Source organism: Methylobacterium guangdongense (genome assembly GCF_038442355.1).
Lineage (GTDB): Bacteria > Pseudomonadota > Alphaproteobacteria > Rhizobiales > Beijerinckiaceae > Methylobacterium > Methylobacterium guangdongense.
In genome coordinates this window covers 92,715-118,365 of record NZ_JBBXMX010000004.1, presented here as the reverse complement: position 1 = coordinate 118,365, position 25,651 = coordinate 92,715, and the positions used below count along the sequence as shown (strand labels likewise).

Below are 25,651 nucleotides of genomic sequence, written 5' to 3'. Positions count from 1 at the left end.
TCAAACAAGGTTGCGCGCAAGTAAAACGCCTGTGCCGTGAAACAAATAAGGCGGCGCCCGGGGGACGCCGCCTCATCGGTTGGATGGACGGCCCGAGGGCCGCCCAGAAGGATCAGGCCGCGAGCGAGCGCAGCACGTAGGGCAGGATGCCGCCGTTGCGGAAGTATTCCAGCTCGTCGAGGGTATCGATGCGGCAGGTCAGCGGGACCTGCTTCACCGAACCGTCGGCGGACTTGATCTCCGCGGTCAGCGTCTGGCGCGGCTTCAGCTCGCCGGCCAGACCCCTGATGGTGACGGTCTCGTCACCCTTCAGGCCCAGCGACTGCCAGGATGTGTCGCCCTGGAACACCAGCGGCACCACGCCCATGCCGACGAGGTTCGAGCGGTGGATGCGCTCGAAGCTCTCCGCCACCACGGCGCGGACGCCGAGCAGCTTCGTGCCCTTCGCGGCCCAGTCGCGGGACGAGCCGGTGCCGTATTCCTTGCCGGCGAAGATGACGAGCGGCGTGTGCTGCTCGGCGTATTTCTGCGCCGCGTCGTAGATGAACATCTTCTCGCCCGAGGGCTGGAACAGCGTCCACCCGCCCTCGACCACGGTGCCCGTCTCGTCCCGGACCATCTGGTTCTTGATGCGGATGTTGGCGAAGGTGCCCCGCATCATCACCTCGTGGTTGCCGCGCCGGGTGCCGTACTGGTTGAAGTCCTGCACGCGGACCTGATGCGACTGCAGGTAGGCGCCGGCCGGCGAGGCCGCCCGGATGTTGCCCGCAGGCGAGATGTGGTCGGTAGTGATCGAGTCGAGGAACAGGCCGAGGATGCGGGCGTCCGCGATATCCTCCACCGGCTTCGGGGTCTTCTCCATGCCGACGAAGTAGGGCGGGTTCTGCACATAGGTCGAGCCCGGGTTCCACGCGAAGGTCTCGGCCTCGGTGACCTCGACGTCCTTCCAGTTCTGGTCGCCGCCGAACACGTCGGCGTAGCGGGACTTGAACAGCGCCGAGGTGATGTTCTCCTCGATGAACTGCTGGACCTCGGCCGAGGACGGCCAGATGTCCTTCAGGTAGACGGGCTTGCCGTCGGACCCCTGGCCCAGCGGCTCGGTGGTGATGTCGATCTGCAGCGAGCCGGCCAGCGCGTAGGCGACGACCAGCGGCGGCGAGGCGAGGTAGTTCGCCCGCACGTCGGGGTTCACGCGGCCCTCGAAGTTGCGGTTGCCCGAGAGCACCGCCGCGGCGACGACGTCGTTGTCGTTGATCGCCTTCGAGATCGCCTCCGGCAGCGGGCCGGAATTGCCGATGCAGGTGGTGCAGCCGAAGCCCACGAGGTTGAAGCCGAGGGCGTCGAGCGGCTCCTGCAGACCCGACTTCTCGAGGTACTCGCCGACCACCTGCGAGCCGGGCGCGAGCGAGGTCTTCACCCACGGCTTGGAGCGCAGGCCCTTGGCGACGGCATTGCGGGCGAGCAGGCCGGCGCCGATCATCACCGAGGGGTTCGACGTGTTGGTGCAGCTCGTGATCGCGGCGATCACCACGTCACCGTGCCCGATGTCGAAGTTCGTGCCCTCGACGGGGTAGCGGCGGGCGAGATCGGCGGCCTTCTTGAACTCGGTCTCCATGGACCCGGCGAAGCCCGGCTTGGCACCGTCGAGCAGAACACGGTCCTGCGGGCGCTTCGGGCCGGCGAGCGAGGGCCGGACCTCGCCCATGTCGAGCTCCAGCGTGTCGGTGAAGGCCGGGTCGGGGGTCTGGGCGTCGCGCCACATGCCCTGCGCCTTGGCGTAGGCCTCGACCAGGGCGATCCGGTCGTCGGAGCGGCCGGTGACCTTCAGGAAGTCGATGGTCTTCTGGTCGACCGGGAAGAAGCCGCAGGTCGCGCCGTATTCCGGGGCCATGTTGGAGATCGTGGCCCGGTCGGCGACCGCCATGTCGTCGAGGCCGGGGCCGTAGAACTCCACGAACTTGCCGACCACGCCCTTCTTGCGCAGCATCTGGGTGACGGTGAGCACGAGGTCGGTGGCGGTGGTGCCCTCGGGCAACTTGCCCGACAGCTTGAAGCCCACGACCTCGGGGATCAGCATCGAGAGCGGCTGGCCGAGCATGGCCGCCTCGGCCTCGATGCCGCCGACGCCCCAGCCCAGCACCGCCATGCCGTTGACCATGGTGGTGTGCGAATCAGTGCCGACCAGCGAATCCGGATAGGCCACGTCGGACCCGTCCTCGGACTTCGTCCAGACGGTCTGCGACAGGTATTCCAGGTTCACCTGGTGGCAGATGCCGGTGCCCGGGGGCACTACCGAGAAGTTGTCGAAGGCCGATTGGCCCCATTTCAGGAAGGTGTAGCGCTCGCCGTTGCGCTCGTATTCCAGCGCGACGTTGTCGGCCAGCGCCTTCGGGGTGCCGAACTCGTCGACGATCACCGAGTGGTCGATGACGAGATCGACCGGCACCAGCGGGTTGATCTTCTGCGGGTCGCCGCCGAGCGCCACCATGGCGTCGCGCATGGCCGCGAGATCGACCACCGCCGGCACGCCGGTGAAGTCCTGCATCAGCACGCGCGACGGGCGGAACGCGATCTCGACCTCGGCCTTGCCCTTCTGGTCGAGCCAGCCGACGGCGGCCTCGATGTCGCCCTTCTTGACCGAGCGGTCGTCCTCGTAGCGCAGCAGATTCTCGAGGATCACCTTCATCGAGAAGGGCAGCGCGGCCGCGGAGGCGAGGCCGTTCTTCTCGGCCTCGGGGATGGAATAGTAGGTGTAGGTCTTGCCGCCGGCTTGGAGCGTCTGGCGGGCCTTGAAGCTGTCGAGTGAGGGCACGGCTGGTTCTATCCTCGCTGCGGGTTGTCGAACACGCGCAGGCAAGACCTGCGCTACGAAATATGTGTTCGGCCTGTGTAGCGCCCGACGGGCGCGCGCCGCCCCGGGAGTGCCCGGGCAGGAGACGATGCGCGGTGGCGATTTGGACGCCCGTGATGCCGCGCGGCGCAGCCAAGCGAGGATATAGAACTTTTCGAATCTGGCCGCTACCGGGTCGCGATGACAGGCGCGTTTTCCTGTCGGAAGCGCGAGGTCGCAGGCACGTGCGTCCCCTCCCCCCTCTGCGGGGGAGGGTGTAGCGTGAAGCAGCCGGCCCGAGGTTACCCCTCGCCCGGCACCCCCGCCTTCGACAGCGCCTTCAGCCGATTCGGCTCGGCGGCGACCTTGCGCAGGGAGGCGACGTTGGCGGCGGCTTCCGCGGGGCTCATGTCCCGACGCAGGATAGCCTCGGCATCGGCGGTGCGGCCTTTCAGCCCCAGCACCAGGGCGAGATTCGCCCGCACCCGGGCGTCGGCGCCGGGCTGCTCGGCGGCGAGCCGCAGGGTCTGCTCGGCCTGATCGAGGTTGCGCGACAGCGCGTAGGACAGGCCCAGGTTGGACAGGAGCGAGGGCTCGTTCGGCCGGATCTTGAGGGCGGCCTCGTAGAAGCCCTGCGCGCGCACCTGATCACCGAGCTGGGCCGAGGCGGACCCTTGTGCCGACAGGATGCGCCAATCGGGCGAGGCCGGCGAATGGGCGTTGGCGAGCACGTCGATCGCCTCGCGGTAGCGACCGAGCTCGACCAGCGACTTGCCGTAGGCGCCGAGCAGGAACGTGTCCTTCGGGTTGCGCAGGGCCGCCTGCTGCAGAACCGCCGAGGCTTGGCTGATCTGGTCGTTGGCGCGCAGGGCCCGGGCATATGCCACCGCCGCGCGGCCATCGTCGGGATTGGCGTTGAAGCGCTCGGCCAGGGCCTCGATGTTCTGGCGCGATGCGGCCGGCCGGTCGCCGATCGAGCCTGTCGTCTCCGGGCCGGAGGTGTTGCAGCCGGCAAGCCCCAGCGCGAGCACGGCCGCCAGCGCGGCCCGGCGTCCGGCGAAGATTTCGGGATGGGCGATCCGGATCAGGGCGGTCATCATGGTACGCGGCGCCTCCGGGCGGGCCGGGGGTCCGGGCTTGTGCTTCACCCCTCCGGCCGGCCGGTGATAGAGCGTTAACCCTAACCACCGGTTAAGCCCTCCAGCGCGCAAGAGGCCCATGACCCAGGCCGAGACCCAGCCGACGTATCCCGCCCTCCTGCCCGCCGACGCGGCCGCCGTGCCGGTGACGCTCGTCACCACCGGATCCTGGGGCGACGTGCAAACCGCCCTCGATCCCGCCCAGCGGCGCTTCGCGGAGGCGCTCGGCTTCAAGCCGAAGGCCGGGAGCCTCGCCCTTCTGCCCGGGCCGGACGGCGAACTCGCCCGGGTGCTGTTCGGCCTCGGCGACACGGAGACGGCGGCCTACGACCGGCTGATCGTCGGCAAGCTACCGGGGCTGCTGCCGGAGGGCAGCTTCCGCCTGGAGAACGCCCCCGATCCGGCCGAGGCCGCCCTCGCCTGGCTGATGGGCAGCTACCGCTTCGGCCGCTACCGCTCCGGGAACGAGACGAAGGCGCGGCTCACGGCGCCGGCCGGTATCGATGCCGCCGAGGTCGTGCGGATCGCCGCCGCCGTGGCGTTCGGCCGCGACCTCGTCAACACCCCCGCCAACGACCTGGGCCCGGCCGAGATCGAGGCCGCCGCCCGGTCCCTCGCCGGATGCCACGGGGCCGCCATCACGGTCACGGAGGGCGATGCCCTCGCCAGGGACTTCCCGCTGATCCATGCGGTCGGCGCCGCCTCGCCGCGGGCGCCGCGCCTCATCGACCTGACCTGGGGTCCGGAGGACGCGCCGCGCGTGACGCTGGTCGGCAAGGGCGTCGCCTTCGACACGGGCGGGCTCGACCTCAAGCCGTCCGCCGCGATGCTGCTGATGAAGAAGGATATGGGCGGTGCCGCCGCGGCGCTCGCCGCCGCCGACATGGTGATGGGGTCCGGGCTCAAGATCCGCCTGCGGGTGCTGATCCCCGCGGTCGAGAACGCGGTCGCGGGCAACGCCTTCCGGCCGGGCGACGTGCTGCCGAGCCGGGCGGGCTTGAGCGTCGAGATCGGCAACACCGACGCGGAGGGCCGGCTGATCCTCGCCGACGCGCTGGCGCTGGCCGAGGCCGAGGCGCCCGACCTGCTCCTCGATTACGCGACGCTGACCGGCGCGGCCCGGGTGGCCCTCGGGCCCGACCTGCCGGCCTTCTTCACCGAGGACGAGGCCCTGGCGGCGTCGGTCGCGGAGGCCGGCCGGAGCGCCGCCGATCCGATCTGGCGGATGCCGCTCCACGCCCCCTACGCGAGCCTGCTCGACTCCAAGGTGGCCGACCTCAACAACGTCTCGGGCGGCCCGTTCGCGGGGGCGATCACCGCGGCCCTGTTCCTGCGCCGCTTCGCCCCGAAGACGAAGGCGCACGGCCATTTCGACCTCTACGGCTGGAACCCATCGGCCAAGCCCGGCCGGCCGGAGGGCGGCGAGGTCCAGACCGCGCGGCTTACCTACGCGCTGCTGAAGGCGCGCTACGGCGGCTGATCCGTCTTTGCGAGCTGAGCGAAGCCGACGGGATGAGACCGATCCCATTTCACGCCCTCATCCTGAGGTGCCCGCGCAGCGGGCCTCGAAGGAGCCCTCCAGGGATCGCGGCGACTTCTGGAGGGCTCCTTCGAGGCCTTCGCTCCGCTTCGGCACCTCAGGATGAGGGCGGGGATTGGATTTCTCTCGTGACGAGTTTCCAATCAGGCTCTTACGCCAAGCCCGCCAGCCGCAGCACCACCCCCGCCCCGGCGCAGAACGCCAGGGTGGGCAGCGTGCCGAGCCTCAAGCGGAACACGGCCAGGATCGCCGCCAGCGTCAAACCGAGGGCCGCCGGATCGAGGCTGCCCGCCACCGGCCAATCGAAGCGCAGCGGCCCCAGCGGCACCGTCTCGACCTCCCGGAACAGCGTCCGCAGCCCGAACCAGACCGCGAGGTTCAGGATCACCCCCGCCACCGCGGCGGTGATCGCCGAGAGCGCCCCCGCAAGCCGCCGGCTGCCGCGCAGGCGCCCGATCAGCGGCGCACCGGCGAAGATCCACAGGAAGCAGGGCGCGAAGGTCACCCAGGTGGTGAGCAGCCCGGCGAGCGTTCCTGCGAGGAGCGGCGGCAGCGTCCCGGGCGCCCGGAACCCCGCCAGGAAGCCCACGAATTGCAGCACCATGATTAGCGGGCCGGGCGTCGTTTCGGCGAGGCCGAGCCCGTCGAGCATCTCGCCGGGCTTCAGCCAGCCGTAGTGGTCCACCGCCTGCTGCGCCACGTAGGCGAGCGCCGCGTAGGCGCCCCCGAAGGTCACCAGCGCCATCTTGGAGAAGAACAGCGCCACCTGCCCGAAGACCGGCGGGACTCCGGGCGCGAGCAGCAGCGCCGCCACCGGCAGGAGCCAGATCGCGAGCCACAGCGCACCCATGCGCAGGGAGGCGGCACCGCCCGCCCGCTCCCGCGGCAGCATCGCGGCGCCGATGAGGAAGCCGGCCTCGTCCGCCCCCGCATCCGCGGTGGTCGCGTCGGGCCTGCGCCGCGCGAGCCCCAGCAGCCCCGCGGCGATCACCACCAGGGGGAACGGCACCCCCAGCACGAACAACGCCGCGAAGGCGGCGAGCGCGACGAGCCGGTCGGTCCGGTTGCGCAAGGCGCGGCCGGCGAGCCGCCACAGGGCGTGCAGCACGATGGCGAGCACCGCGGCCTTCAAGCCGAAGAACAGGCCGGCGACCACATCGACATGGCCGTACAGCACGTAGAGCCAGCTCAGGGCCATCAGGGCGACGAGCCCCGGCAGCACGAACAGGCCGCCCGCGACCAGCCCGCCCGCCGGCCCGTGCATCAGCCAGCCGATATATGTCGCGAGCTGCTGCGCCTCCGGGCCGGGCAGCAGCGTGCAGAAGCCGAGCCCGTGCAGGAAACGCCGCTCCGAGACCCAGCGCCGCTCCTCAACCAAGATGCGGTGCATCACGGCGATCTGGCCGGCCGGCCCCCCGAAGGAGAGCGCCGCCACCCGCGCCCAGACCGGGACGGTCTCGGCCAGCGACGGTGCGCTCAGGCCGTCAGCGGCAGCCCCGTCTCGATCAGGCGCGCCCACAGGGAGGCTCCGTAGGGCGCGGCGGCGTCGTTGAAATCGTAATGCGGGTGGTGGAGCGAGGCACTGTCGCCGTTGCCGATGAACATGTAGGCGCCGGGGCGGCGGCCGAGCATGTAGGAGAAATCCTCGGCGGTCATCATCGGCGCCACGGCCCGATCGACGTTCTCCCCGCCGACCAGAGCCGCGGCGACGTCGGCCATGAAGTCCGTCTCGGCCGAGTGGTTCTCGGTGACCGGATAGCTCGCCCCGAAGTCCGTCACCCCCGTGGCGCCGAAACCTGCGGCGATCTCCGCCACCAGCGTCTCGATGCGGGCCTTGATCTGGCTCCGCACCCCCTGGGACAGGGTGCGCATCGTGCCCCGCATGGTCACGGTCTGGGGCAGGACGTTGAACGCCTCGCCGGCATCGAGCGCGCAGACCGACACCACCGCCGATTGCAGCGGATCGAGGTTGCGCGCCACGATGCTCTGCAGGGCGATGATCACGTGGCTGGCCACCAGCACGCTGTCGACGGCGTTCTGCGGCAGGGCCGCGTGGCCGCCCCGCCCCTCGATGGTCAGGGTGAACCGGTCGGTAGAGGCCATGATCGGGCCCGGCCGGATCGCGAAGGTGCCGACCTCCATGCCGGGGATGTTGTGCATCCCGTAGACCGATTCGATCCCGAACCGCTCCATCAGGCCGTCCTCGACCATCGCGTCGCCGCCGCCGCCGCCCTCCTCGGCGGGCTGGAAGATCAGTACGGCGGCGCCGTCGAATGCGCGGGTCTCGGCGAGGTACTTGGCGGCCCCGAGCAGCATCGTGGTGTGCCCGTCGTGACCGCAGGCGTGCATCTTGCCCGGCACGGTGGAGCGGTAGGGCAGATCGCGCACCTCCTGGATCGGCAGCGCGTCCATATCGGCGCGCAGGCCGATGGCGCGGTTGGACGAGCGTCCCCTGCCGCGGATCACGCCCACGACCCCGGTCCGGCCGATGCCGGTGACGACCTCGTCGCAGCCGAACGCCCTGAGTTTTTCGGCTACGAACCCCGCCGTCCGCTCGACGTCGTAGAGCAGTTCGGGATGGGCGTGGAGGTCGTGCCGCCACGCCGTCATCGTGTCGGCGAAGTCGCGGATCCGTTCGAGGACGGGCATCGGGTCGGGACTCTCGGCACCTGCGGGTCTCAGGGTGACCAGCAAAGCCGGGGCCAGAGCCCGCGTCAACGGCCACGCTCGGGGGAGCAGGCCTGCCGCCACGCGCAGATTTCAATCTGTGCGTTACGCACTTCGACAAGCTTCGCTTTTTGAGCGATGCGCTGTAGGGTTGCAATCCTCAACCTGAGGATAGACCCATGCGCAGGGCCGTGCTGCTGTTCCTGGTTTCCCTGGCAGCACCGCTGCTGCTGCCCGCGGCCCCGGCTTCGGCGACGCCCGGGATGCTCAACGCACGGGGCTGCCACGGCCATCCGCGGCACTGCCATCCGCGCTCGGAGTGGCGGACCAACCGGCGGGGTCGGCACTACGTCGCCGGCCGCTTCTTCCGGGATTGAGGCGCGGCGATGCGCTTCCACCTCGGGATCGCCCTGGCCACGGCGGCCCTGTCGGCGATGGCGTGGCTTTCGCCCCTCGCCCCGGATGCCGCGCTGGCCCGCGCCTGCTTCCAGCCGGACGAGTCGACGCTCGAAAGCCACCAGCACTATCGCAGCCGGCAGGACGATTGCGACGTCCATGGCCCAGCCAGATCGCGCGACGGCGGCAAGCCGGAGGGCGCCTCGGCCAAATGCCGCGACGGAACCTGGAGCTTCAGTCACTCGCGCAGCGGGACCTGCTCCCGCCATGGGGGCGTCGAGCGGTGGGAGAGCGGAGGGCTCATGGGGCCGCGGCCCGGCGGCGGAGCGAATCCAAACGCCTGAATCTGCCACCAAGGCCCCGATGCCAAAGCGCTTTCCCCTCCCCTGACGATCCCAGGCCTGCCCGGGATCGCTCGAGCTTGCGGGGAGGAGAGAGCACCGCGGGTCGCACGGTTTGACGATCTGAGGCCCGACAGCGCCCCCGGTTCACCCCCCGGTAAGCGCAGGCTGGCACCATGCCGCCGAGCCCGGGATCCCTGAATGACCAGCCTCGTCGGAACGCCGCCGCCCCGCGCGCAGGCCGGCCGTTCGCCCTTCGACAGCCCGGCGCTGCTGGTCGCGCTGATCCTGGTCGCCCTGTTCGGCCTCTACGATCCGCGCACGCTCGCGCCGGTCTTCGACGGGCTACGCCTGCCCGATACCGACGACATGATGCGCCTCGTCGGCGTGCGCGACCTGCTCGCCGGCCAGGGCTGGTTCGACGCCGTGCAGCACCGGATGCTGCCCCCGGCGGGCATCGCCTCGCACTGGTCGCGCCTGATCGACCTGCCGATCGCGGGGCTCGTCCTGGCCTTCACGCCGATCCTCGGACGGGCCGCCGCGGAAGCCGCCGCAGCCGCCACGTGGCCCGCGCTGCTGTTCCTTCTCTACGGGGCACTGGCGGGTTTCGGGATGCGCCGCCTGTTCGGGTGGCGCGTCGCCCTGCTGGTGCTGTTCGTCGCGCCGCAGACCGCGGTGTTCCTGAACGTCTTCCGCTTCGGACGGATCGACCACCACAACGCGCAGCTCTGCGCGGTGCTGGCGATCGCCCTGGCGCTGGCGGATCCGGCCCGGCGGATGCGGCGCGGGCTCCTCGCCGGGGCCGTGGCCGGACTGTCGCTGGCGATCGGCCTCGAGACCCTGCCGGTGATCGCGGCGGCGGGCCTCCTCGTCCTCGCAGATTGGCTGCGCCAGGGCGACCGCGCCGCCGGCCTGCTGGCGGGCTACGGGGCCGGTCTGTTCGGGGCGAGCCTGCTGCTGTTCGGCGTCCAGACGGCGCCATCCCTCTGGACCGTACCGGCCTGCGATGCCCTGTCCCCGCCCTGGCTCCTGCTGGCGGCCGGCGCCGCCGCGATCGGCGGAGCGGCCCTGCTGGCCGAGAGACGCAGCATGGGCGGGCCTGCGCGCTGTGCCCTCACCGCCCTCGTCGGCGCCGGGATGGCACTCGGCTTCCTCCGGATCGCGCCGTCCTGCCTCGCCGGGCCGTTCGCCGGCATGGACGACCTCGTGCGCAGCGCCTGGCTCGACCAAGTGGACGAGATGCGCACCTTCCCGCAGTTCCTGCGCGGCGAGCCGGATGTCGCGCTGCCCAACATCATGCCGATCCTCGTGGCGGCCCTCTACGCGGCCGTGATGGCTGTCCGCGAACGGACGCCCGACCGGCGCCGATTCTTCGTCGTGGTGGCGGCGCTGATCGTCCCGGGCGCGCTGATCGCCCTCGGGCAGGCCCGGGGCATGTACGTCGCCGGGGCCTTCGTGCCGCTGCTCGGCGCGGTCGCGCTCGATCGCGCCATCGCGGGGCTGCGGATGCCGGGATCAGGCCTGCACCGGTTGGCGCTGGTCCTGCTGGCCATGGCGATGCTGAGCAAGGCCTGGGCGGTCCTCACGGCCCAGCCGGCGCGGCTCCTGAGCCCGGCTGCCATCGGAGCGCAGAGCGTGCCCGCCTCCAACTGGCGGACCTGCACGGCGCCCGCCGCCTACGCGGCCCTCGACCGGCTCACGCCGGGACTGGTGCTCAGCAGCATCGATCTCGGGCCGGCCCTCCTGCTGATGACCCACCACGCGGTGGTCGCCGCCCCGTATCACCGCAACCTCGTGGGGATGCGCGCGGCGATCGAGGCCTCGGCAGGGTCGGAGGACACGCTGCGGCGGATCACCCGGCAACGGGGGGCCGATTACCTGATGCTCTGCACGGCCGCCCTCGACCGGGCCAAGCCGGGCGGACCCGAGCCCTTCGCCACGGACCTCGCCCGCGGCGCCGTGCCGGCCCCGGACTGGCTCACGCCGGTGACCGACCTGCCGGGCGGCTCGGCGCTCCGGGTCTGGCGCATCCGGCGCGACTGAGGGCGCCCTATGCCGGGTCCGGTGCGCCGCCGGCCCGGCGCAGGCGCAAAGCGTTGCCGAGGACGAACACGCTGGAGAACGCCATCGCGCCCGCAGCCAGGACCGGCGACAGGGCCGGCCCACCGAAGGGCACCAGCACGCCCGCCGCGACCGGAATCAGCGCGGCGTTGTAGGCGAAGGCCCAGAACAGGTTCTGGCGGATATTGGCCATCACCGCCCGGGAGAGCGCCAGCGCCTCCACCAGGGCGTCGAGGGATCCCGACATCAGCACCACGTCGGCGCTGTCGACCGCGATGTCGGTGCCGGTGCCGATGGCGAGCCCGACATCCGCCTCGGCAAGAGCCGGCGCGTCGTTGATGCCGTCGCCCACGAAGGCGACCGATCCGTGCTCCGCCCGGAACCGCTGGACCGCCTCGACCTTCCCGCCCGGCAGGACCCCGGCCGCCACGACGGCGATGCCCAGACTTTTCGCGACGCTGGCGGCTGCAGCGGGATCGTCGCCCGTCACCATCGCGACCGCGAGGCCCCGCGCCGTCAGCGCCGCCACCGACTCCCGGGCCCCCGCCTTGACGGGATCGGCCAGCGCCAGCACGGCGGCATGGCGGCCGTCGAGGACGAGGTGGATGGGGCTCCGGCCCTCGAGCGCCAGACGGTCGGCGCGGGCGGTGAGGTCCGAATCCCTGGCAATGCCGAGCCGGTCGAGGAAGCGCGGCGCGCCGAGCGCCACGTCCCGCCCCGCGACCCGGCCGGAAACGCCGAACCCTTCCGTGGCCTCGAAGCGGTCCGGCTCGGCCACGGCGAGGCCGCGTTCGCGCGCCGCCGCCACGACGGCGCCGGCCAGCGGGTGTTCGGAGCGCGTCTCCAGCCCGGCGGCGAGCGCCAGGGCTTCGGTTTCCGAAACGCCGGGCCGGGCTACGAGATCGGTCAGCCGCGGGCGTCCCTCGGTCAGGGTCCCGGTCTTGTCGAGGGCCACGACGCGGACGTCGCGCAGGCGCTGCAGGGCCGCCCCGTCGCGGAACAGCACGCCCCGCGCCGCCGCCCGCCCGGTCCCGACCATGATGGCGGTCGGGGTGGCGAGGCCCATCGCGCAGGGACAGGCGATGATCAGAACCGCCACCGCGTTGACCAACGCCGTCCCGAGGGCGGGCGCCGGCCCCAGCAGCAGCCATCCGAGGAAAGTCACAGTGGCGATGCCGATCACGGCCGGCACGAAGCGCCCGGTCACCCGATCGACCAGCGCCTGGATCGGCAGCTTGCCGCCCTGGGCCCGCTCCACCATCGCGGTGATCTGGGCGAGCACGGTGGCGCTGCCGACCGCATCGACCCGCAGGTCCAGGCTGCCGCGGCCGTTGAGGGTGCCGCCGACCGTCCGGTCGCCCGGCGCCTTGCGCACCGGGGCCGGCTCCCCGGTCACCATGCTCTCATCGACGGCGCTCGTGCCGGCGATCACCACGCCGTCGGCGGCGACGCGTTCGCCGGGGCGCACCCGCACCACGTCGCCGAGGCCGAGCGCGGCGAGCGGCACCTCCACTTCAGCCCCGTCGCGGACGACCCGCGCGGTCTTCGGTGCGAGATCCATCAGACGGGCGATGGCCTGTCCTGTCCGGCCCTTGGCGCGGGCCTCCAGGGTCCGACCGAGCAGGATCAGCGTGACGATCAGCACGCTCGCCTCGAAGTAGAGATGCGCCGCCCCCGCGGGCAGGAGGCCGGGGGCCAGGGTCGAGACCAGGGAATAGAGGTAGGCGGCCCCCGCCCCAAGCGCGACCAGGGCGTTCATGTCGGGATGCCCGCGGACCAGGCCCGGCAGCCCGCGGAGGAAGAAGCGCCGGCCCGGCCCGGCCAGCACCAGGGTCGCCAGCACCGCCTGGATCAGGGCGGTCGCGGATCCGCCGTGCAGGCCGGGCAGGACGTGGCCGCCCATGTCGAGCACCACCACGGGTGCGGAGAGGAGCGCCGCCGCGATCAGGTCGCGCCGCAGCACCCGGGCCTCCTCGACGCGACGGGCCGCCGGATCGGTGGGCGTCTCGGCATCGAGGGATTGCGCCTCGTAGCCTGCCTCCGCGACGGCGGCGATGAGGTCGGGCATCGCCACCAGCGCCTCCGGATGGCGGATTGCGGCTTGCCCGGTCGCAAGGTTGACGCTGGCGCCGGTCACGCCCGGCACCGCGGCGAGGGCCTTCTCGACCCGGCCGACACAGCTCGCGCAGGACATACCGTCGATGGCCAGAAGGGTCTGGGCCTCGGGCACCGGATATCCGGCATCCGCCAGTGCCGCCGCGGCCTCGACCGGGCCGGCCTGCCCGCCCAGGACGAGGCTCGCCCGGCCGGTGGCGAGGTTGACCGCAATGTCGCGCGCGCCCGGCAGCGCCGCGAGCGCCCGCTCGACCCGACCGACACAACTCGCGCAGGACATTCCCTCGACGGGGAGGTTCAGGGCCACGGGGGCGGCGGAGCGGAGCGCGGTGTCCATGCCCCCTGAAATGGGGATTCTTGGCATTGCGAGGTCAAGGGTCAGGTATGCATGGCGCGGCTGACGCGCGTTGCGGGATCGCCCATCCTCGGCCAAGCTTCCCCGGACCAGGGAATCGAGGGCAGACATGGCGGAACCGCTGACCATCTACGGCGATCCGGGCTCGGGCAACTGCCTCAAGGTCAAGTGGGTGGCGGCCCAGCTCGGCATCCCGGCGACGTGGCGCGACGTGGACGTGCCGGGGGGCGGAACGCGCAGGCCGGAATTCCTGGCCCTCAACCCCGCCGGCCGGGTGCCGATCGTGGTCTTCCCCGACGGGGCTGTCCTGTCGGAATCGAACGCCATCATCATCCACCTCGCGGAGGGCTCCGCGCTGATCCCGGAGGCATCCTTCGCCCGGGCGCGGATGCTGCAATGGATGTTCTGGGAGCAGTACAGCCACGAGCCCTACATCGCGGTCCGCCGCTACCAGCTCCACTATCTCGGGCGGTCGCCGAACGAGCTCGACCCGAAGCTTGCCGAGCGCGGCGCCGACGCCCTGCGGCTGATGGAGGAAACGCTCGAGCGCTCCGCCTTCCTGGTGGGCGACACCCTGACCCTCGCCGACGTGGCCCTCGTGGCCTACACGCGCATGGCCCATGAGGGCGGCTTCGACCTCGCGGATTACCCCGCGATCCGCGGCTGGATCGCGCGGGTCGAGGCGGGGCTCGGGATCGGGGCCTATCCGGGTCCGACCTGATCGGCCGCCGACTGCGCGGAGGGCGCCCCGTATTCCGGCAGGCTGACCCGCACGACGGTCCCCTGCCCCACCGTACTCTCGATGGTCAGCCGCCCCCGGTGGCGATTGAGGCTGTGCTTGACGATGGCGAGCCCCAGGCCCGTGCCGCCGCGCGCCCGGCTCGACGCGACGTCGATCCGGTAGAAGCGCTCGGTCAGCCGCGGGATGTGCTCGGGCGCGATGCCCGGCCCGTCATCGGCCACCGACAGGACGATCCGGCGGCCGAGCCGGGGGTCGTCCTCCCGGGCGAGCCCGACGCTGATCCGGCCGCCGCCGTACTTCACGGCGTTCTCGATGAGGTTCTCGATCACGCGGACCAGCTCGTCGGCGTCGCCGGCCACGCGGTAGGGGCCGTCGCCGTCCTCGAACCCGATGGTGGCCCCCCGCGCCTGGGCGGGCGGCCCCTGGGCATCGACCATCTGGCGGGCCAGCGCCCCGAGATCGACCACGTTGGTCGGCGCCACGTGCTCGCGCAGCTCGATCCGGGAGAGCGACAGAAGGTCGTCGATCAGCCGCGTCATGCGCAGGGCCTGGACGCGCATGATCTCCAGGAAGCGCTCGCGGGCCTGCGCGTCGTCCCGGGCCGGGCCCTGCAGGGTCTCGATGAAGCCGATCAGGGTGGCCAGGGGCGTGCGCAGCTCGTGGCTGGCATTGGCGACGAAATCGACCCGCATCGCCTCCAGGCGCCGGGCCGAGGTGAGGTCGCGCAGGAACAGCAGGGCGCTCACGCCCGACCCGTCGGGCATCGGCAGGGCGCCGATCTGCACCTCGAAGGTCCGCTCCGTGGGCACCCGGGTCGACAGGGCGACCCGGCGCGGCAGGCCCGAACTCAGCACCGCCTCGATGCCGTCCAGCACTTCGGGATCCCGAAGCGCGAACGACAGGGGCCGGGCGTGATGGAGGGCCGGCAACAGGGCCCGGGCGGCGGGGTTCGCCTCCACCACCCGGGTCCTCCGGTCCACCAGGATGACCGGATCGGGCACGTGGGCGAGCAGCGCATCGGCGACCGCGTGGCGCTGCTTGGTCGCGGCCGGCCGCGGCGGTGACTGGGCGGGACCGCGCCCGCCGAGCCATCCGCCGAGGCAGATCGCGCCGAGGCCCGCGAGGATCAGCGGAAGGTCGAGACGCCCCGCGAGCGCGAGCGCGAGACCGAGCAGACCCACCGCAATCGCGGCGCCGGTCCAGGCCGGGGAGCTGCGCAGGCGCTCGGACATGGCGGGCCGTCCCGGCGCGTCAGCGCGGATCGGACTCGTCGCGCCACGCCCGGCCGGACGGGCCGGCGGTGCCTTCCGGGGGGCCGGGGTCGCGGGCGCCGCCCGCGCGCTTGACGATCTCGTAGAGGCCGAGCATCGCCAGCGCGGTCACGAACGGCACCACGTAGTAGCAGCCGCGGAACAGCAGCAGCGAGGTCAGCACCTCGTTGCGCGGCAGGCTCGACAGGGCGAGCAGGATCGTCGCCTCGAACACCCCGATGCCGCCCGGCGCATTGGACGCGATGCCCAGCATGGCGGCGAGCACGTAGATCGCCAGGAAGGTGGTGAAGGCGATCGTCGTCTCCTGCGGCAGCAGGACGTAGAGCACCGCCGCCGCCGCGCAGACATCGCCGATGCCGACGAGCATCTGGCCGATGGATACCGAGGCGCCCGGCAGTTCCAGCCGCCAGTGCTTGACGGTGATGCTGCGCTTCTTGGCCGAGACCCAGGCGAGGTAGCCCAGCACGAGGGCCAGCGCCGCGAGACCCACCGTCTGGTTGATCCGGATCGACGTGAAGGCGAGCCCGGCCAGCTGGCCCGCCTCGATGATCAGGCTGAGGCCCAGGACCACGCCCATGCCGAGCCAGAAGGTGAAGCCGGCGATCACCGTCAGCGCCGCGATCTTGGGGGTCGTCAGGCCCTGCCGGGAGTAGATCCAGTAGCGGATGGTGCCGGCGGTCAGCAGCGGGAAGCCGAGGGTGAAGCTCACCGCGTAGCTCGTGAACGAGGCGAGCGCCGTGATCCGGTAGGGCACCTTGATCTTGAGCTGACGCAGGGCCAGCGCATCGTAGCCGGTCAGGAACAGGTAGCTGATGCCGACGAACAGGAAGGCGAGGCCGAGCTGCCGGCCCGTCGCCGCCGCGATCGCCGTGCGCACCTCGGCCCAGCTCACGCTCTGGACCAGTTTCCACAGCACGCCGAGGGAGACCGCGAACAGAACGATGCTGGCGGCCGTGCCGATCCAGGCATAGCGGCTGCGCCGGCTCTTGCGTTTCGCGGCCGCTGCTTCCTGCTGGACCGGTTCGACCGGCTCGGCCGGCTTCCGGTGCTGATCCTGAAAATTCATGCCGTTCGGCGTCCGCCCTTCCGGCTGCGCGGCCCGGCCAAGGCCGAGAGCCAGCGCCGGATGGTCCCGGACCGCGGCCCGTTGACCCGCATGTAGGCCGAACCCACGCGCAAGGCCAGGGAAGTTGCCGCCGGAACAGGTCTTCTATCCTCAGCCGGTTGCCCCATTGAGGAGCTTAGCCGCCTCCGAAAGCCCGCGCCGGATCCGCGCCGGCACCTCCGGCGCGGTGCAGACATAGGTCGGGCTCGGATGCGGGATCCGAATGACCGGAAGGGCGGGGCGCAGGGCCGCGATCGCCGGCTCTGTCTCGGCGGCGTAGCGGCCGGCGAGAACCGCCACGGCGAGGCGCGGCAGCAGATCGAGGAGGGGCGCCAGATAGGGGGCGGCCGCCGCGACCTCGGACCGCCGGGGCGCGCGGTTGAGGGCGCCCTCTTGATGGATCAGCCACGGCACGGCGTTCCAGATCAGCGTGTCGGCCCGGGGAATCCCGGCCTCGGCCAGGAAGCGGAACAGGTTGGCGGCCGTGCCGTTCGCGCTGTCGCGGGTGACGAAGCCGGTGCGCAGAACGGCCGGGCCGGGCGTCTCCAGCAGGAGCAGCATCCGGGCGCCGACGCCGCCATCCAAGGGGTCGGGTATGGGGACCGGGGCGCCGCGCTCGGCGGAGATTCGCGCGGCGAGCGCCCGGATCGGCGCGATGTGTGGGGCCTCGATCAGCGCGCGGCGGGCCGCGAGGGCGCCGGGATCGGCCAGCGATTTGGGCGCCTGCGGCTCAGCCGGCATCGAGGCCGGGGATTGCCGGACCGAGCCGACCCGAGAGGCGGAAGCGCTCGATCCCGTTCTCCCGGGCGAGACGCGCGTCGAGGCCATCCCGGCCGCCGAACTGGAAGCCGATCTGGCTGGCATAGGCCGCACAGGCGGCGCGCTTCCGGGCCTGGGCATCCGGATCGAGTGTCACAGTCCGCTCGGGCAGCTCCGCGTACAGGTCCGCGAGCGGCTCCCGGGGGGCGGCCTCGCGCACCGTGTAGGGGAAATCGCGCCACCAGAGGATCGCGGGCCGCGGATCGAGGCTGCGCAGGGCCCGGACGGCCTGGACGGCCTGGACGTGATCGACATGGCCGCCGATCGCCTGCGGGGCGAGGAGGAGATCCGGTTTCTCGGCGGCGATCAGCTCGGCGAGGGCGGGGGCGAGGTCGGCCGCGATGCCGTCATCCGGGCGGGTCCCGGAAAACAGCTCCGGCGCCGAGCCGTAGCCCCGGTGCGGCGCCTCCCGGAACGGCAGATGCACCGGCGGGGCGATGCCGAGCGCGGCGGCGGCCTCGACATCTTCGTCCCGGCGCAACGCCATGTAGTCGATCTCGGCGGGCAGGCCCTTGTCGAGCTGGCAGGCGAGCGCGAACCCCTCCGGATTGGCGACACTGCCGGTGAACAGCGTCGCCATCACCACCCGCCAGCCCCCCTGTGCGAGTTGCGCCAGAAGGCCGCCGCAGGAGAAGGCCGCGTCGTCGAGATGGGGGGAGAGGGCGAGCGCAGTGGGCATGGTCCGGAATGATCGCCTTCGACAGGTCCGACCCTCGCCCTCATCCTGAGGTGCTGCGGAGCAGCCTCGAAGGAGGGCTCCGGGGATCGCAGCGCTTTCTGCAGGGCTCCTTCGAGGCCCGCTGGCGCGGGCACCTCAGGATGAGGGATTGGATTGGGATGCCCGAACCTGACGGATCCGTCAGAGCAGATGCGGCTCGGCGCGGAAGCGGCAGGTCGGGTCGTAGGGCAGGTCTTCGAGGAAATCGGTGGCGGGCTTCTCGTCGCGGACGCGGGCGTAGACCTCCATGATCTGCCGCCCGACCGCGTGCCACGAATAGACCCGCCGGCATTCCTCGAGCCCGGCCATCGCGATGCGGCGGCGCAGATTGGCGTCCGTGATGATCCGGGTCAGCGCGGCGGCCTGGGCCGGCACGTCGCCCGGATTGACCAGCAACCCGTTCTCCCCGTCGCGCAGGCAGTCCGACACGCCGACCGCGTGGCACGAGACCGTGGCGAGCCCGGCCGCGAGCGCCTCCAGGATCGTGTTGGAAAACCCCTCCGCGTAGGTCGGCGAGACGAACACGTCGGCGCGGCGGTAGAGATCAGGCACGGAGCCGTACTCGGCGTAGCCCGTGAAGGCGATCTCGCGCTCCGAGAAGGCGTGCTCCGCCGCGAGCGCCTTGGCGGGATCGACATCGGGCCCGATCCCCGAGATGGTGGCGGCGAAGGGGGTGCCCTGCCGGCGCAGGATCGCCAAGGCCTCGATGAAGTCGAGCACGCCTTTCCGGCGGTCGACCCGGCCGTGATAGAACAGACGCACCGGGCCGGCATGGGGTGCGGGCAGCCCGTCCGGCGTCCCTTGGGCGAACCGGTCGGTATCGACCGCACCGGGCACGATGGTGAACCGGGCCGGGTCCGAGCCCAGCCGCCCGCAGACCTCGTCCACGAAGGAGGCGCCGCCGATCAGAAGCGCGTTGGCGTGGGCCAGGACCTCGCACATGGCGACGCGGTGCGTCTCGCAGCAGGAGCCGACCCAGTGGCCGTCACCGCCCTGGATCGAGACGACGCTGGGCACGCCGAGTTTTCGGGCCGCGAGCAGCACCGCCCAGCCGGTGGGGTAGCCGTATTGCGCGTGCAGGATGTCGAAGGGCTTCTCCGCGTGCTCCTGCGCGATGGCGTCCACCATCGTGGCGATGTCGCGCTCGAAATCGCCCGAGGTCTGCTCGCCGAGCTGTTCCAGGCCGATCACCCGCACCCCCGGCACCGGCGGCGGCGGGCCGCCGCCATAGACCCGGGTGCCGAAGGCGTCGCCCCGGTACTGGGAGATCATCGTGACGTCGTGGCCGGCGCCGACCAGCTCGCGCAGCAGGTTCTGCGCGTAGACGCTCATGCCGGATATCGCCGGGAAGTAGCGGCGGCTGAGGAAGAGGATTCTCATGGGTGCACGCGATGCGGGGTGCGGGCCGGTCGAAATCCCCTCCCCCTTGTGGGGAGGGGTAGGGGTGGGGGTGGGGGTGGTACAGGATCGAGCGTAGAGGTGCCTTCTGCACCACCCCCACCTCCGGCTCCTCCCCGCAAGGGGGAGGAGAGAAGCGCACGCCGCCTCACTGCCATTGCCGCCGCGTCTCCTGCTCGCCGGCGAGCACCGGCCCGGGGCGCCGGCAGCCGCGGAGATACTCCACCGCCTGCGGGATCATCACGTCGGCCCGGTGGCTCTCGCGGGAGAGCTCGACGCAGATCAGCTTGCCGAAGCCGACCTCCTCCAGCGCTTCCAGGACGCCCGGCACGTCCATGTCGCCCTCGCCGAAGGGCAGGTGGATGTGGCTGCCGCGCTTCATGTCCTCGATCGCCACGGTGCCGATCCGGTCGGCGAATTCCCGCACCGCCGCCGCCGGCTCGCGCTCACCGGTGACAAGGCAGTGGCCGGTGTCGAGGGCGAGCTTCAGGCCCGGGATGTCGAGGGCCGCGTAATCGTCGAGCGTCTCGATCAGCATGCCGGGCTCGGGCTCCAGGCAGGGCACGACGCCGGATTCCGTGGCGAAGGCCGCGACCGCGTGCAGCCCCTCCTCCAGCCAGCGCTGGGCCTCACCGTGATCGACGCCGGGCTTCGGCACGCCGGCCCAGAACGAGACCGCCTCGGCGGACAGCATTCCGCCGATCTCGACGGCCCGCTTGAGGAAGCCGACCCGCCGGGCGCGGCCCGCGGCATCGGCGGTCACCAGCGTCGGCTCGTGCTTGGCGGAGGGATCGAGCAGGAAGCGGGCGCCGGTCTCGATGACGCAGCTCAGCTCCAGCTTCTCCAAGAGGCTCGCCACCCGGCCGGCCTCCGTCGCCCAGGTCTCGGAGAACGGGTCGAGGTGGTGGATGTCGAGGGTCAGCGCCACGCCGTCGTAGCCCGCCGCCTTGATCAGGTGGAGCGCGTCGTCGAGGCGGTGGTTGGCCGCGCCATTGGTGTTGTAGGCGAACCGGAGCGTCACGCCGCCCTCCCCTGCCGCTCTGCGAGGCGGAACGGCGCGTGATGCGATTCCGGCTCGCGGTAGAGCGGATAGTGGCGCCCGACGATCCGCTCGGCCAGGGCCACGTCGAACAACGGCTGGCCGCCGAACCGCTCCAGGGCCTCCGGGGTGAGGCGCACCGGGCGCAGGGTCTCGCTCTCGGCGCCGAACTTGATCAGCGGGTGGTCGCGCTCGACGAGCTTCCTCGTGTTGCGCTCGCCAATCCGGTAGTAGCTCATGGTCTCGACTTCGAGCCCCGGCACGATCGCCTTCACGACGCCGACTCCGCCGCCCGGGGGCGAGCACTCGACGTAGAGCACGTCGAACCCGGCTTCGAGCAGCCGGTCGCAGGCGATCTTGCCGCGCGCATGGCCGTCGGCGGCCGGGGTGGAGGGCAGCTCCGAAAAGCGCTTGGTGCTGCGCTCGGAATAGACGGTGTCGGCGAGCACGCCGCGCAGATCGGCGGCCGGCATCTCGATCCATTCGAGCATTGCCTGGAGGGCGCGGCTTTCCTCGAGATCGAGGCTCGGCAGCGCCTTCTGGATGAACGCGTCGACGTAGCCCGGCGGCGTCACGGTGGCGGCCATGTCGAGGGGGCCGTGCCCGAAAGTCTTACGGACACGGGCGGCCTGGAACTCCAGGAGCGCCTTGCGCAGGGCCCGGTCCCGGTCCGGGTCACAGGCCTCGCCACAGGCCGACAGGGCGATCGGCGCCGGGGTGCGGGCCGGGTCCTCGTCGTAGCCGACGACGTAGAGGTTGGTCAGGCCGAACTGGTCGGTGGCGAATTTCGGCAGCGCCCGGATGCCCAGCTCCTTCAACCGCGCCAGCATCGCGCGGTTCTCCGGGCCGATGCCGTCGAGGTCGAGCATCACGCCCTGATCGAGCGCCCGGAACAGCAGGCCGTTGCCGTCGCGCTGGAGCAGTTCCAGCACGCCGTGGCCCAGCGCGAAGGGCACGTCCGGCCCGGCGCCGAGGCCGTTGGTGATCAGGTTGGTGAAGGGCTTGTAGCCCTCCGACAGCTCGAAATAGTCGGTCGCGGCGATATCGAGCGGCATCAGCACGATCTCGCCCGTGGCGTGCCGGACGCTCGGCGTCCACTCGAGCACGGTATCGCGGTTCACCGGGGAGCCCGCGGGCAGGCACAGGGTCAGCGGGTCGGCGACCGATGTCGCGCCGTACACGCGGGCGAGATCATTGTAGCTCGCCCGCTCCTTGGCCCGCGGCAGCACGGCCAGCGAGGGCATCAGGTTCTCGGCGATCTCCGCCACCGCGCCGATCAGCGCCTCGTCGTCGGTGGCGCCGTAGCCGATGCCGGAGGGCATCGCGCCCACGAAGAACGGATCGTCGAGGAACAGGGCGACGAACCAGACCGGCACGCCGGTGCGGTCGAGGGGCGCCAGCGGGAAGCCGACGATGCGGCCCTCCGGCAGGACGTCGAGATAGGCCTTGACCGGGTCGGGCAGGGTCTCGGGCAAGCCCTCGATCGGCCGCTTGGCGCCGAAGCGGTAGGGGCGCGGCGCCTTGATCCGCTCGTGGCGGGCGCGGTCGTCCTGGTCGTGGAAGGCGTCTGCGTTGCTCACGTCGTGTTTCCGTCTTCCTCGAACCGCCGGCCTTCCCACCTTCGTCCCAACCACGCCCTCATCCTGAGGTGTGAGCGCAGCGAGCCTCGAAGGAGGCTTCCAGCCAGCCGCGCGATCCCTGGAGCCCTCCTTCGAGGCCTCCGCTGCGCTCCGGCGCCTCAGGATGAGGGGGTGAGTGGGAGATACGTGGGTTGGTTGCGTGCTTTGAGCATCCTGTCCGCTACCCCTGCCCGTAGGCCTGGGCGACGAGCCGCATCGTGTGAAGGTCGCGGGACGCCGAGTACGTTGCCCGCTCCTCGGGCCGGCGCAGGGCCGAGCCGAAGGCGCGCACCTGCTCGGTGAAGGGCGAACTCTCGGTGTCGAATGCCAATGGCGCGGCGCGGCCGCTGGCACCATCGATGAAGGTCAGCGTGCCGCCGGCAACCTGGCCCATCGTGTTCTCGGCCACGAGCATCCCCTTCGTGCCGACCACTTCCAGGCGGCGGCGGGGCAGCGCATCGGGGCAATTGTAGGCGACGTGCAGGCTCGCGAGCGCGCCACCCGCGGTCTGCCCGATCAACAGGGCGCCGTCATCGACCGCGTAATCCTGGGCCTTGCTCTGGGTCAGGGCCGCGATGGCGGCGATCGGTTCGCCGACCAGAAAGTCCACGAGGTCGAGCCCGTGCGGCGCGAGGTCCATCAGGGCGCCGCCGCCGGCCTGGGCGGCGTCGATCCGCCAGTTCGGCTGCCCGGCCTCCGACCATTCGCGCCCGAGCCAGCAGGCGTAGACGATCCGCACGGCCGTCACCGTGCCGAGCCGCCCGGCCTCGACCTGGGCGCGGATCATGCGATGGGCCGGGTGATGCCGCTGATCGAAGGCCGTCCCGTAGAAAATCTTATGAGCCTCGACGGCGTGCGTGATCGCCTCGGCATCGCTGAGCGTCGCCGCCATCGGCTTCTCGCACAGGATCGCCTTGCCGGCGGCGGCCAGCGCCTCGACGGCGCCGCGATGCAGGTGGTTGGGCGTTGCCACGTAAACCGCCTCGACCTCGGGCTCGGCGATCAGGCCGGCGAGGTCGGCGTGACCACGGGCGCCCGCCCGTTCCGCCGCCGCCCGGCTCGTCGGATCGGGATCGCAGACCGCGACCAGCCGATGGCCGGCGGCGCGGATCCCGGGCTCCATGTAGTCGCGGGCGACCCAGCCGTAGCCGACGATGCCCCAGCCGACCGCGTCCATCACCAGCGCTCCGGCAGGTCGACGAACTCGCGCACGCGGACGCGCTGCGTCTCCCGGGCGTCGAGGTCCTCGGTGAAGGTCAGGTGCTCGGGGCCGGGGGAATGCAGCGGATAGGTGGCGCGGGGGGCGTATTCCGCCTCATAGCGCTCGGAGGGCCAGCGGATGGCATAGCCATCGCCGTCCGGCCCATAGAGCGGGTTGAGCCGCAGCACGGTGCCGGGCTTCGGCAGGGTCAGGCCGTCGATCAGGGCGCGCGGCGCCGGGCGCATTCCGGGCCCGCACACGACCGAAAAGGCCTCGCAGCGCCGCAGGGCGGCGGGCTCATGCGGCGCCGGTGCCCGGACCTCGATGAGGGCTCGGGTCAGCTCCGCATCGTCGTACACGAGGGCATCGGGGAACAGCTCGGCGATCTCCTCGGCCGTCACCGCCCGTCCGGCCGAGAAACCGGGGCAATCGCGATTATGGATGTGGCTCAGCGCCAGCCAGCCGTCGTCGCCCGCGTTCTGGCGGAGATTTTCCAGAAGCGCCGCCTTGTCGTCGAGGAAGTAGAAGGCATCGTTGCAGGCTACGAGATCGACCGGCGCCCCCGGGATCGGCCAGTGGGGCGAGCCCGCATCGAAGCAGACGAGCTGCGCCTTCGCGCCCACGACCCAGTGGCGGGCGACCCAGAGCTTGGCGAAGACCACGTCGGCCCCCGCGACCTTGCAGCCGCGCCGTTGCAGCTCGCGCAGGTAATGGCCGATACCGCAGGCGAATTCGAAGACGCAGGACGGCTCGTTCCAGTGCGCCTCCAGCAGCGACAGCCCGGCCAGAAAGGTCGGATCGCTCCAGCGGTGAAGGAAATAGTCGCCGACGCGGCCCCAGCCGAGGCGGTCGACCGCATCGCGCAGGGTCGCGGTGCGCCGGTCCTTGATGAGCCGGATGATCCCGGCCGGGTCGGCGGGCGGCCCGGTCCACCACTCGTCCTGATCGACCAGCAGGGCGGCCAGCGCCTCGTCGGGCTCGCCCGCGTCGAGATGGGCCAGGACCCGCTCGACCAGCGCCTCGCGGTTCACCCGCAGGTACGGGATCCCGTCGATGACGGGCCAGCGCGCACCGGTCTCGGCGTCCCGCAGGGCATGCGGGCCGTCGGGCTTCAGCGGATGGCCGGTATCCGGCGCTTGGAGTTCGAACGGGATCATGGCTCTCGCGACCGACCCGGCAGATGGGCCGCGGGGTCCGGCGATCAAGGGACTTGCGCTCAAGGGATGCGCATGTCGGCGAGGACGCGGTCGTGAAAGCCCTTCACCGGCCCGGCATGGACCAGTTCCCACTCATCGAGCACCATTCCCATGGTGGTCGAGGCGCCGCGCAGGTGCTGGGCGATCTGGAGCACCCGGTCGATGCAATCCGCCGCGTGGAAGGCGCGGCCTTCGCCGGTGGCATCGTCCGGAAGAACGGCGCGGGCGCGCTCGACCTGGCCGCGGAGGGGCTCGGCGAGTTCGGCCAGCGCCCAGGCGGTGGTGGTGGCCATGATCGGCCCGAGATGGTCGCCGAGCAGCATCTCGCCGGTGAAGCCGGCGTCGGGCATGGCGGCGTTGTGGAAGTGGTGGGCCATGGCGGCCAAAAAGACCGTACCGGGATCGGCGCGGTAGAACGGGCTGAGGCACACGCCGTAGACCGCCACGATCAGGCAATGCTCGGCGTGGTTCTCCGGCGGCTCCAGCAGGATCCGGGCGCGGCCAGGGCAGGTCACGCCGGCCCGCGGCTGCTGCGCCAGGGCGGCGACGAAGCCCGGCAGGGACCCGAGCGCGACAGCCGGGCGCGGGGCGAGCCGAGCCCGCAGACGGGCCCGCAGATCCGGATCGAGGTCGCCGGTCACGGCATCGAAGCCCGCGATCAGCACCGCGGAGGTCGCCTCCTCGGAGAGGCCGGCCGCGGTCAGGAAGGCGGCGTCAAGGTCGCAGAGGCGCGTCGCCGCGAGGGTTATCGCCGTGATGTCGAGGGCGACCTCGTCGGGCGCGGCGCCGCCGGTGAGACGTCCCCACCCCTGCGCGAACAGCCGCTCGGCGATCGAGCCGGTGCGGCCGGCGGACCGGACCCGCTTGAGGTCGTTCATCTCGACCAGAAGGTCGCGCAACGCCTCGGGCGCGGCGGCACCGGATTGCGACGGGTGGGTCTCGCTGGGCATCGTTTCTTTCAGGCCGGATGAGCCCTACGCCCTCACAGGCGGCTGGGACGGACTCGCCCATCGTTTGTTGGTCGCGGGTCCCCTCTCCCGTGCGGGAGAGGGACAGGGTGAGGGATCAGGTCTGTCCGGCCTGGGCTCGACTTATCGGC

The 25,651-nt window shown here is 71.7% G+C and carries 20 protein-coding genes; 5 read left to right on the top strand and 15 right to left on the bottom strand.

Annotation, left to right across the window (positions count from 1 at the left end):
* Positions 1-112 precede the first annotated feature (112 nt).
* On the bottom strand, positions 113-2,812 hold the full coding sequence (acnA, locus tag AAHG09_RS10290) for an aconitate hydratase AcnA (protein ID WP_342106955.1): 2,700 nt from the start codon (positions 2,810-2,812) through the stop codon (positions 113-115).
* A gap of 320 nt (positions 2,813-3,132) precedes the next feature.
* The gene (locus tag AAHG09_RS10285) at positions 3,133-3,930 is read right to left on the bottom strand and encodes a CDC27 family protein (protein WP_342106954.1); all 798 of its coding nucleotides are present in this window, start codon (positions 3,928-3,930) and stop codon (positions 3,133-3,135) included.
* Between the two features lie 118 nt (positions 3,931-4,048).
* On the opposite strand from AAHG09_RS10285, the gene AAHG09_RS10280 reads away from it, so the two are divergent.
* A complete protein-coding gene (locus AAHG09_RS10280; protein WP_342106953.1) occupies positions 4,049-5,449 on the top strand; it encodes a leucyl aminopeptidase family protein in 1,401 nt (466 codons plus the stop codon).
* Between the two features lie 211 nt (positions 5,450-5,660).
* On the opposite strand, the gene chrA is transcribed toward AAHG09_RS10280, so the two are convergent.
* On the bottom strand, positions 5,661-7,028 hold the full coding sequence (chrA, locus tag AAHG09_RS10275) for a chromate efflux transporter (protein ID WP_342106952.1): 1,368 nt from the start codon (positions 7,026-7,028) through the stop codon (positions 5,661-5,663).
* Positions 6,986-8,158: a M20 aminoacylase family protein gene (locus AAHG09_RS10270; RefSeq protein WP_342106951.1), complete on the bottom strand. Its 1,173-nt coding sequence runs from the start codon at positions 8,156-8,158 to the stop codon at positions 6,986-6,988. Before AAHG09_RS10270 ends, chrA begins: the two co-directional genes overlap by 43 nt.
* A gap of 197 nt (positions 8,159-8,355) precedes the next feature.
* Between AAHG09_RS10270 and AAHG09_RS10265 the strand changes: the two genes are divergently transcribed.
* The 3 genes from AAHG09_RS10265 (at position 8,356) to AAHG09_RS10255 (ending at position 10,956) form a co-directional block, all read left to right on the top strand.
* The gene (locus AAHG09_RS10265) at positions 8,356-8,553 is read left to right on the top strand and encodes a hypothetical protein (RefSeq protein ID WP_342106950.1); all 198 of its coding nucleotides are present in this window, start codon (positions 8,356-8,358) and stop codon (positions 8,551-8,553) included.
* Positions 8,554-8,562: 9 nt separating this feature from the next.
* Positions 8,563-8,916, top strand: a complete 354-nt coding sequence (locus tag AAHG09_RS10260; protein WP_342106949.1) for a DUF3761 domain-containing protein — start codon at positions 8,563-8,565, stop codon at positions 8,914-8,916.
* Between the two features lie 198 nt (positions 8,917-9,114).
* Entirely contained in the window at positions 9,115-10,956 is a 1,842-nt protein-coding gene (locus AAHG09_RS10255) for a hypothetical protein (RefSeq protein WP_342106948.1), read from the top strand.
* 7 nt (positions 10,957-10,963) lie between these two features.
* Here the strand turns inward: AAHG09_RS10255 and AAHG09_RS10250 are convergent, their stop codons facing one another.
* Positions 10,964-13,426, bottom strand: coding sequence for a heavy metal translocating P-type ATPase (locus tag AAHG09_RS10250; RefSeq protein ID WP_342106946.1), 2,463 nt, complete (start codon positions 13,424-13,426; stop codon positions 10,964-10,966).
* A gap of 127 nt (positions 13,427-13,553) precedes the next feature.
* Between AAHG09_RS10250 and AAHG09_RS10245 the strand changes: the two genes are divergently transcribed.
* Positions 13,554-14,165, top strand: a complete 612-nt coding sequence (locus AAHG09_RS10245; protein ID WP_342106945.1) for a glutathione S-transferase family protein — start codon at positions 13,554-13,556, stop codon at positions 14,163-14,165.
* Here AAHG09_RS10245 and AAHG09_RS10240 read toward each other — a convergent pair.
* The 10 genes from AAHG09_RS10240 to AAHG09_RS10195 form a co-directional block, all read right to left on the bottom strand.
* The gene (locus AAHG09_RS10240; RefSeq protein ID WP_342106944.1) at positions 14,147-15,418 is read right to left on the bottom strand and encodes an ATP-binding protein; all 1,272 of its coding nucleotides are present in this window, start codon (positions 15,416-15,418) and stop codon (positions 14,147-14,149) included. The genes AAHG09_RS10245 and AAHG09_RS10240 overlap by 19 nt on opposite strands.
* A gap of 19 nt (positions 15,419-15,437) precedes the next feature.
* Complete coding sequence (locus AAHG09_RS10235) at positions 15,438-16,523, bottom strand: lysylphosphatidylglycerol synthase domain-containing protein (protein ID WP_342106942.1); 1,086 nt, start codon at positions 16,521-16,523, stop codon at positions 15,438-15,440.
* 150 nt (positions 16,524-16,673) lie between these two features.
* Complete coding sequence (locus AAHG09_RS10230) at positions 16,674-17,303, bottom strand: uracil-DNA glycosylase (RefSeq protein ID WP_342106941.1); 630 nt, start codon at positions 17,301-17,303, stop codon at positions 16,674-16,676.
* Entirely contained in the window at positions 17,293-18,060 is a 768-nt protein-coding gene (locus AAHG09_RS10225; protein ID WP_342106940.1) for a PIG-L deacetylase family protein, read from the bottom strand. The genes AAHG09_RS10230 and AAHG09_RS10225 overlap by 11 nt, the downstream gene beginning before the upstream one ends.
* A 180-nt stretch (positions 18,061-18,240) precedes the next feature.
* Positions 18,241-19,479: a glycosyltransferase family 4 protein gene (locus tag AAHG09_RS10220; RefSeq protein ID WP_342106939.1), complete on the bottom strand. Its 1,239-nt coding sequence runs from the start codon at positions 19,477-19,479 to the stop codon at positions 18,241-18,243.
* Positions 19,480-19,645: 166 nt separating this feature from the next.
* On the bottom strand, positions 19,646-20,518 hold the full coding sequence (locus AAHG09_RS10215; protein ID WP_342106938.1) for a sugar phosphate isomerase/epimerase family protein: 873 nt from the start codon (positions 20,516-20,518) through the stop codon (positions 19,646-19,648).
* Positions 20,515-22,116, bottom strand: a complete 1,602-nt coding sequence (locus AAHG09_RS10210) for a YcaO-like family protein (RefSeq protein WP_342106936.1) — start codon at positions 22,114-22,116, stop codon at positions 20,515-20,517. The genes AAHG09_RS10215 and AAHG09_RS10210 overlap by 4 nt, the downstream gene beginning before the upstream one ends.
* Positions 22,117-22,336: 220 nt before the next feature.
* Positions 22,337-23,332, bottom strand: coding sequence for a Gfo/Idh/MocA family protein (locus AAHG09_RS10205; RefSeq protein ID WP_342106935.1), 996 nt, complete (start codon positions 23,330-23,332; stop codon positions 22,337-22,339).
* The gene (locus AAHG09_RS10200; protein ID WP_342106933.1) at positions 23,332-24,513 is read right to left on the bottom strand and encodes a class I SAM-dependent methyltransferase; all 1,182 of its coding nucleotides are present in this window, start codon (positions 24,511-24,513) and stop codon (positions 23,332-23,334) included. The genes AAHG09_RS10205 and AAHG09_RS10200 overlap by 1 nt, the downstream gene beginning before the upstream one ends.
* Positions 24,514-24,572: 59 nt before the next feature.
* The gene (locus AAHG09_RS10195) at positions 24,573-25,502 is read right to left on the bottom strand and encodes a hypothetical protein (protein ID WP_342106932.1); all 930 of its coding nucleotides are present in this window, start codon (positions 25,500-25,502) and stop codon (positions 24,573-24,575) included.
* Between the last annotated feature and the right edge of the window lie 149 nt (positions 25,503-25,651).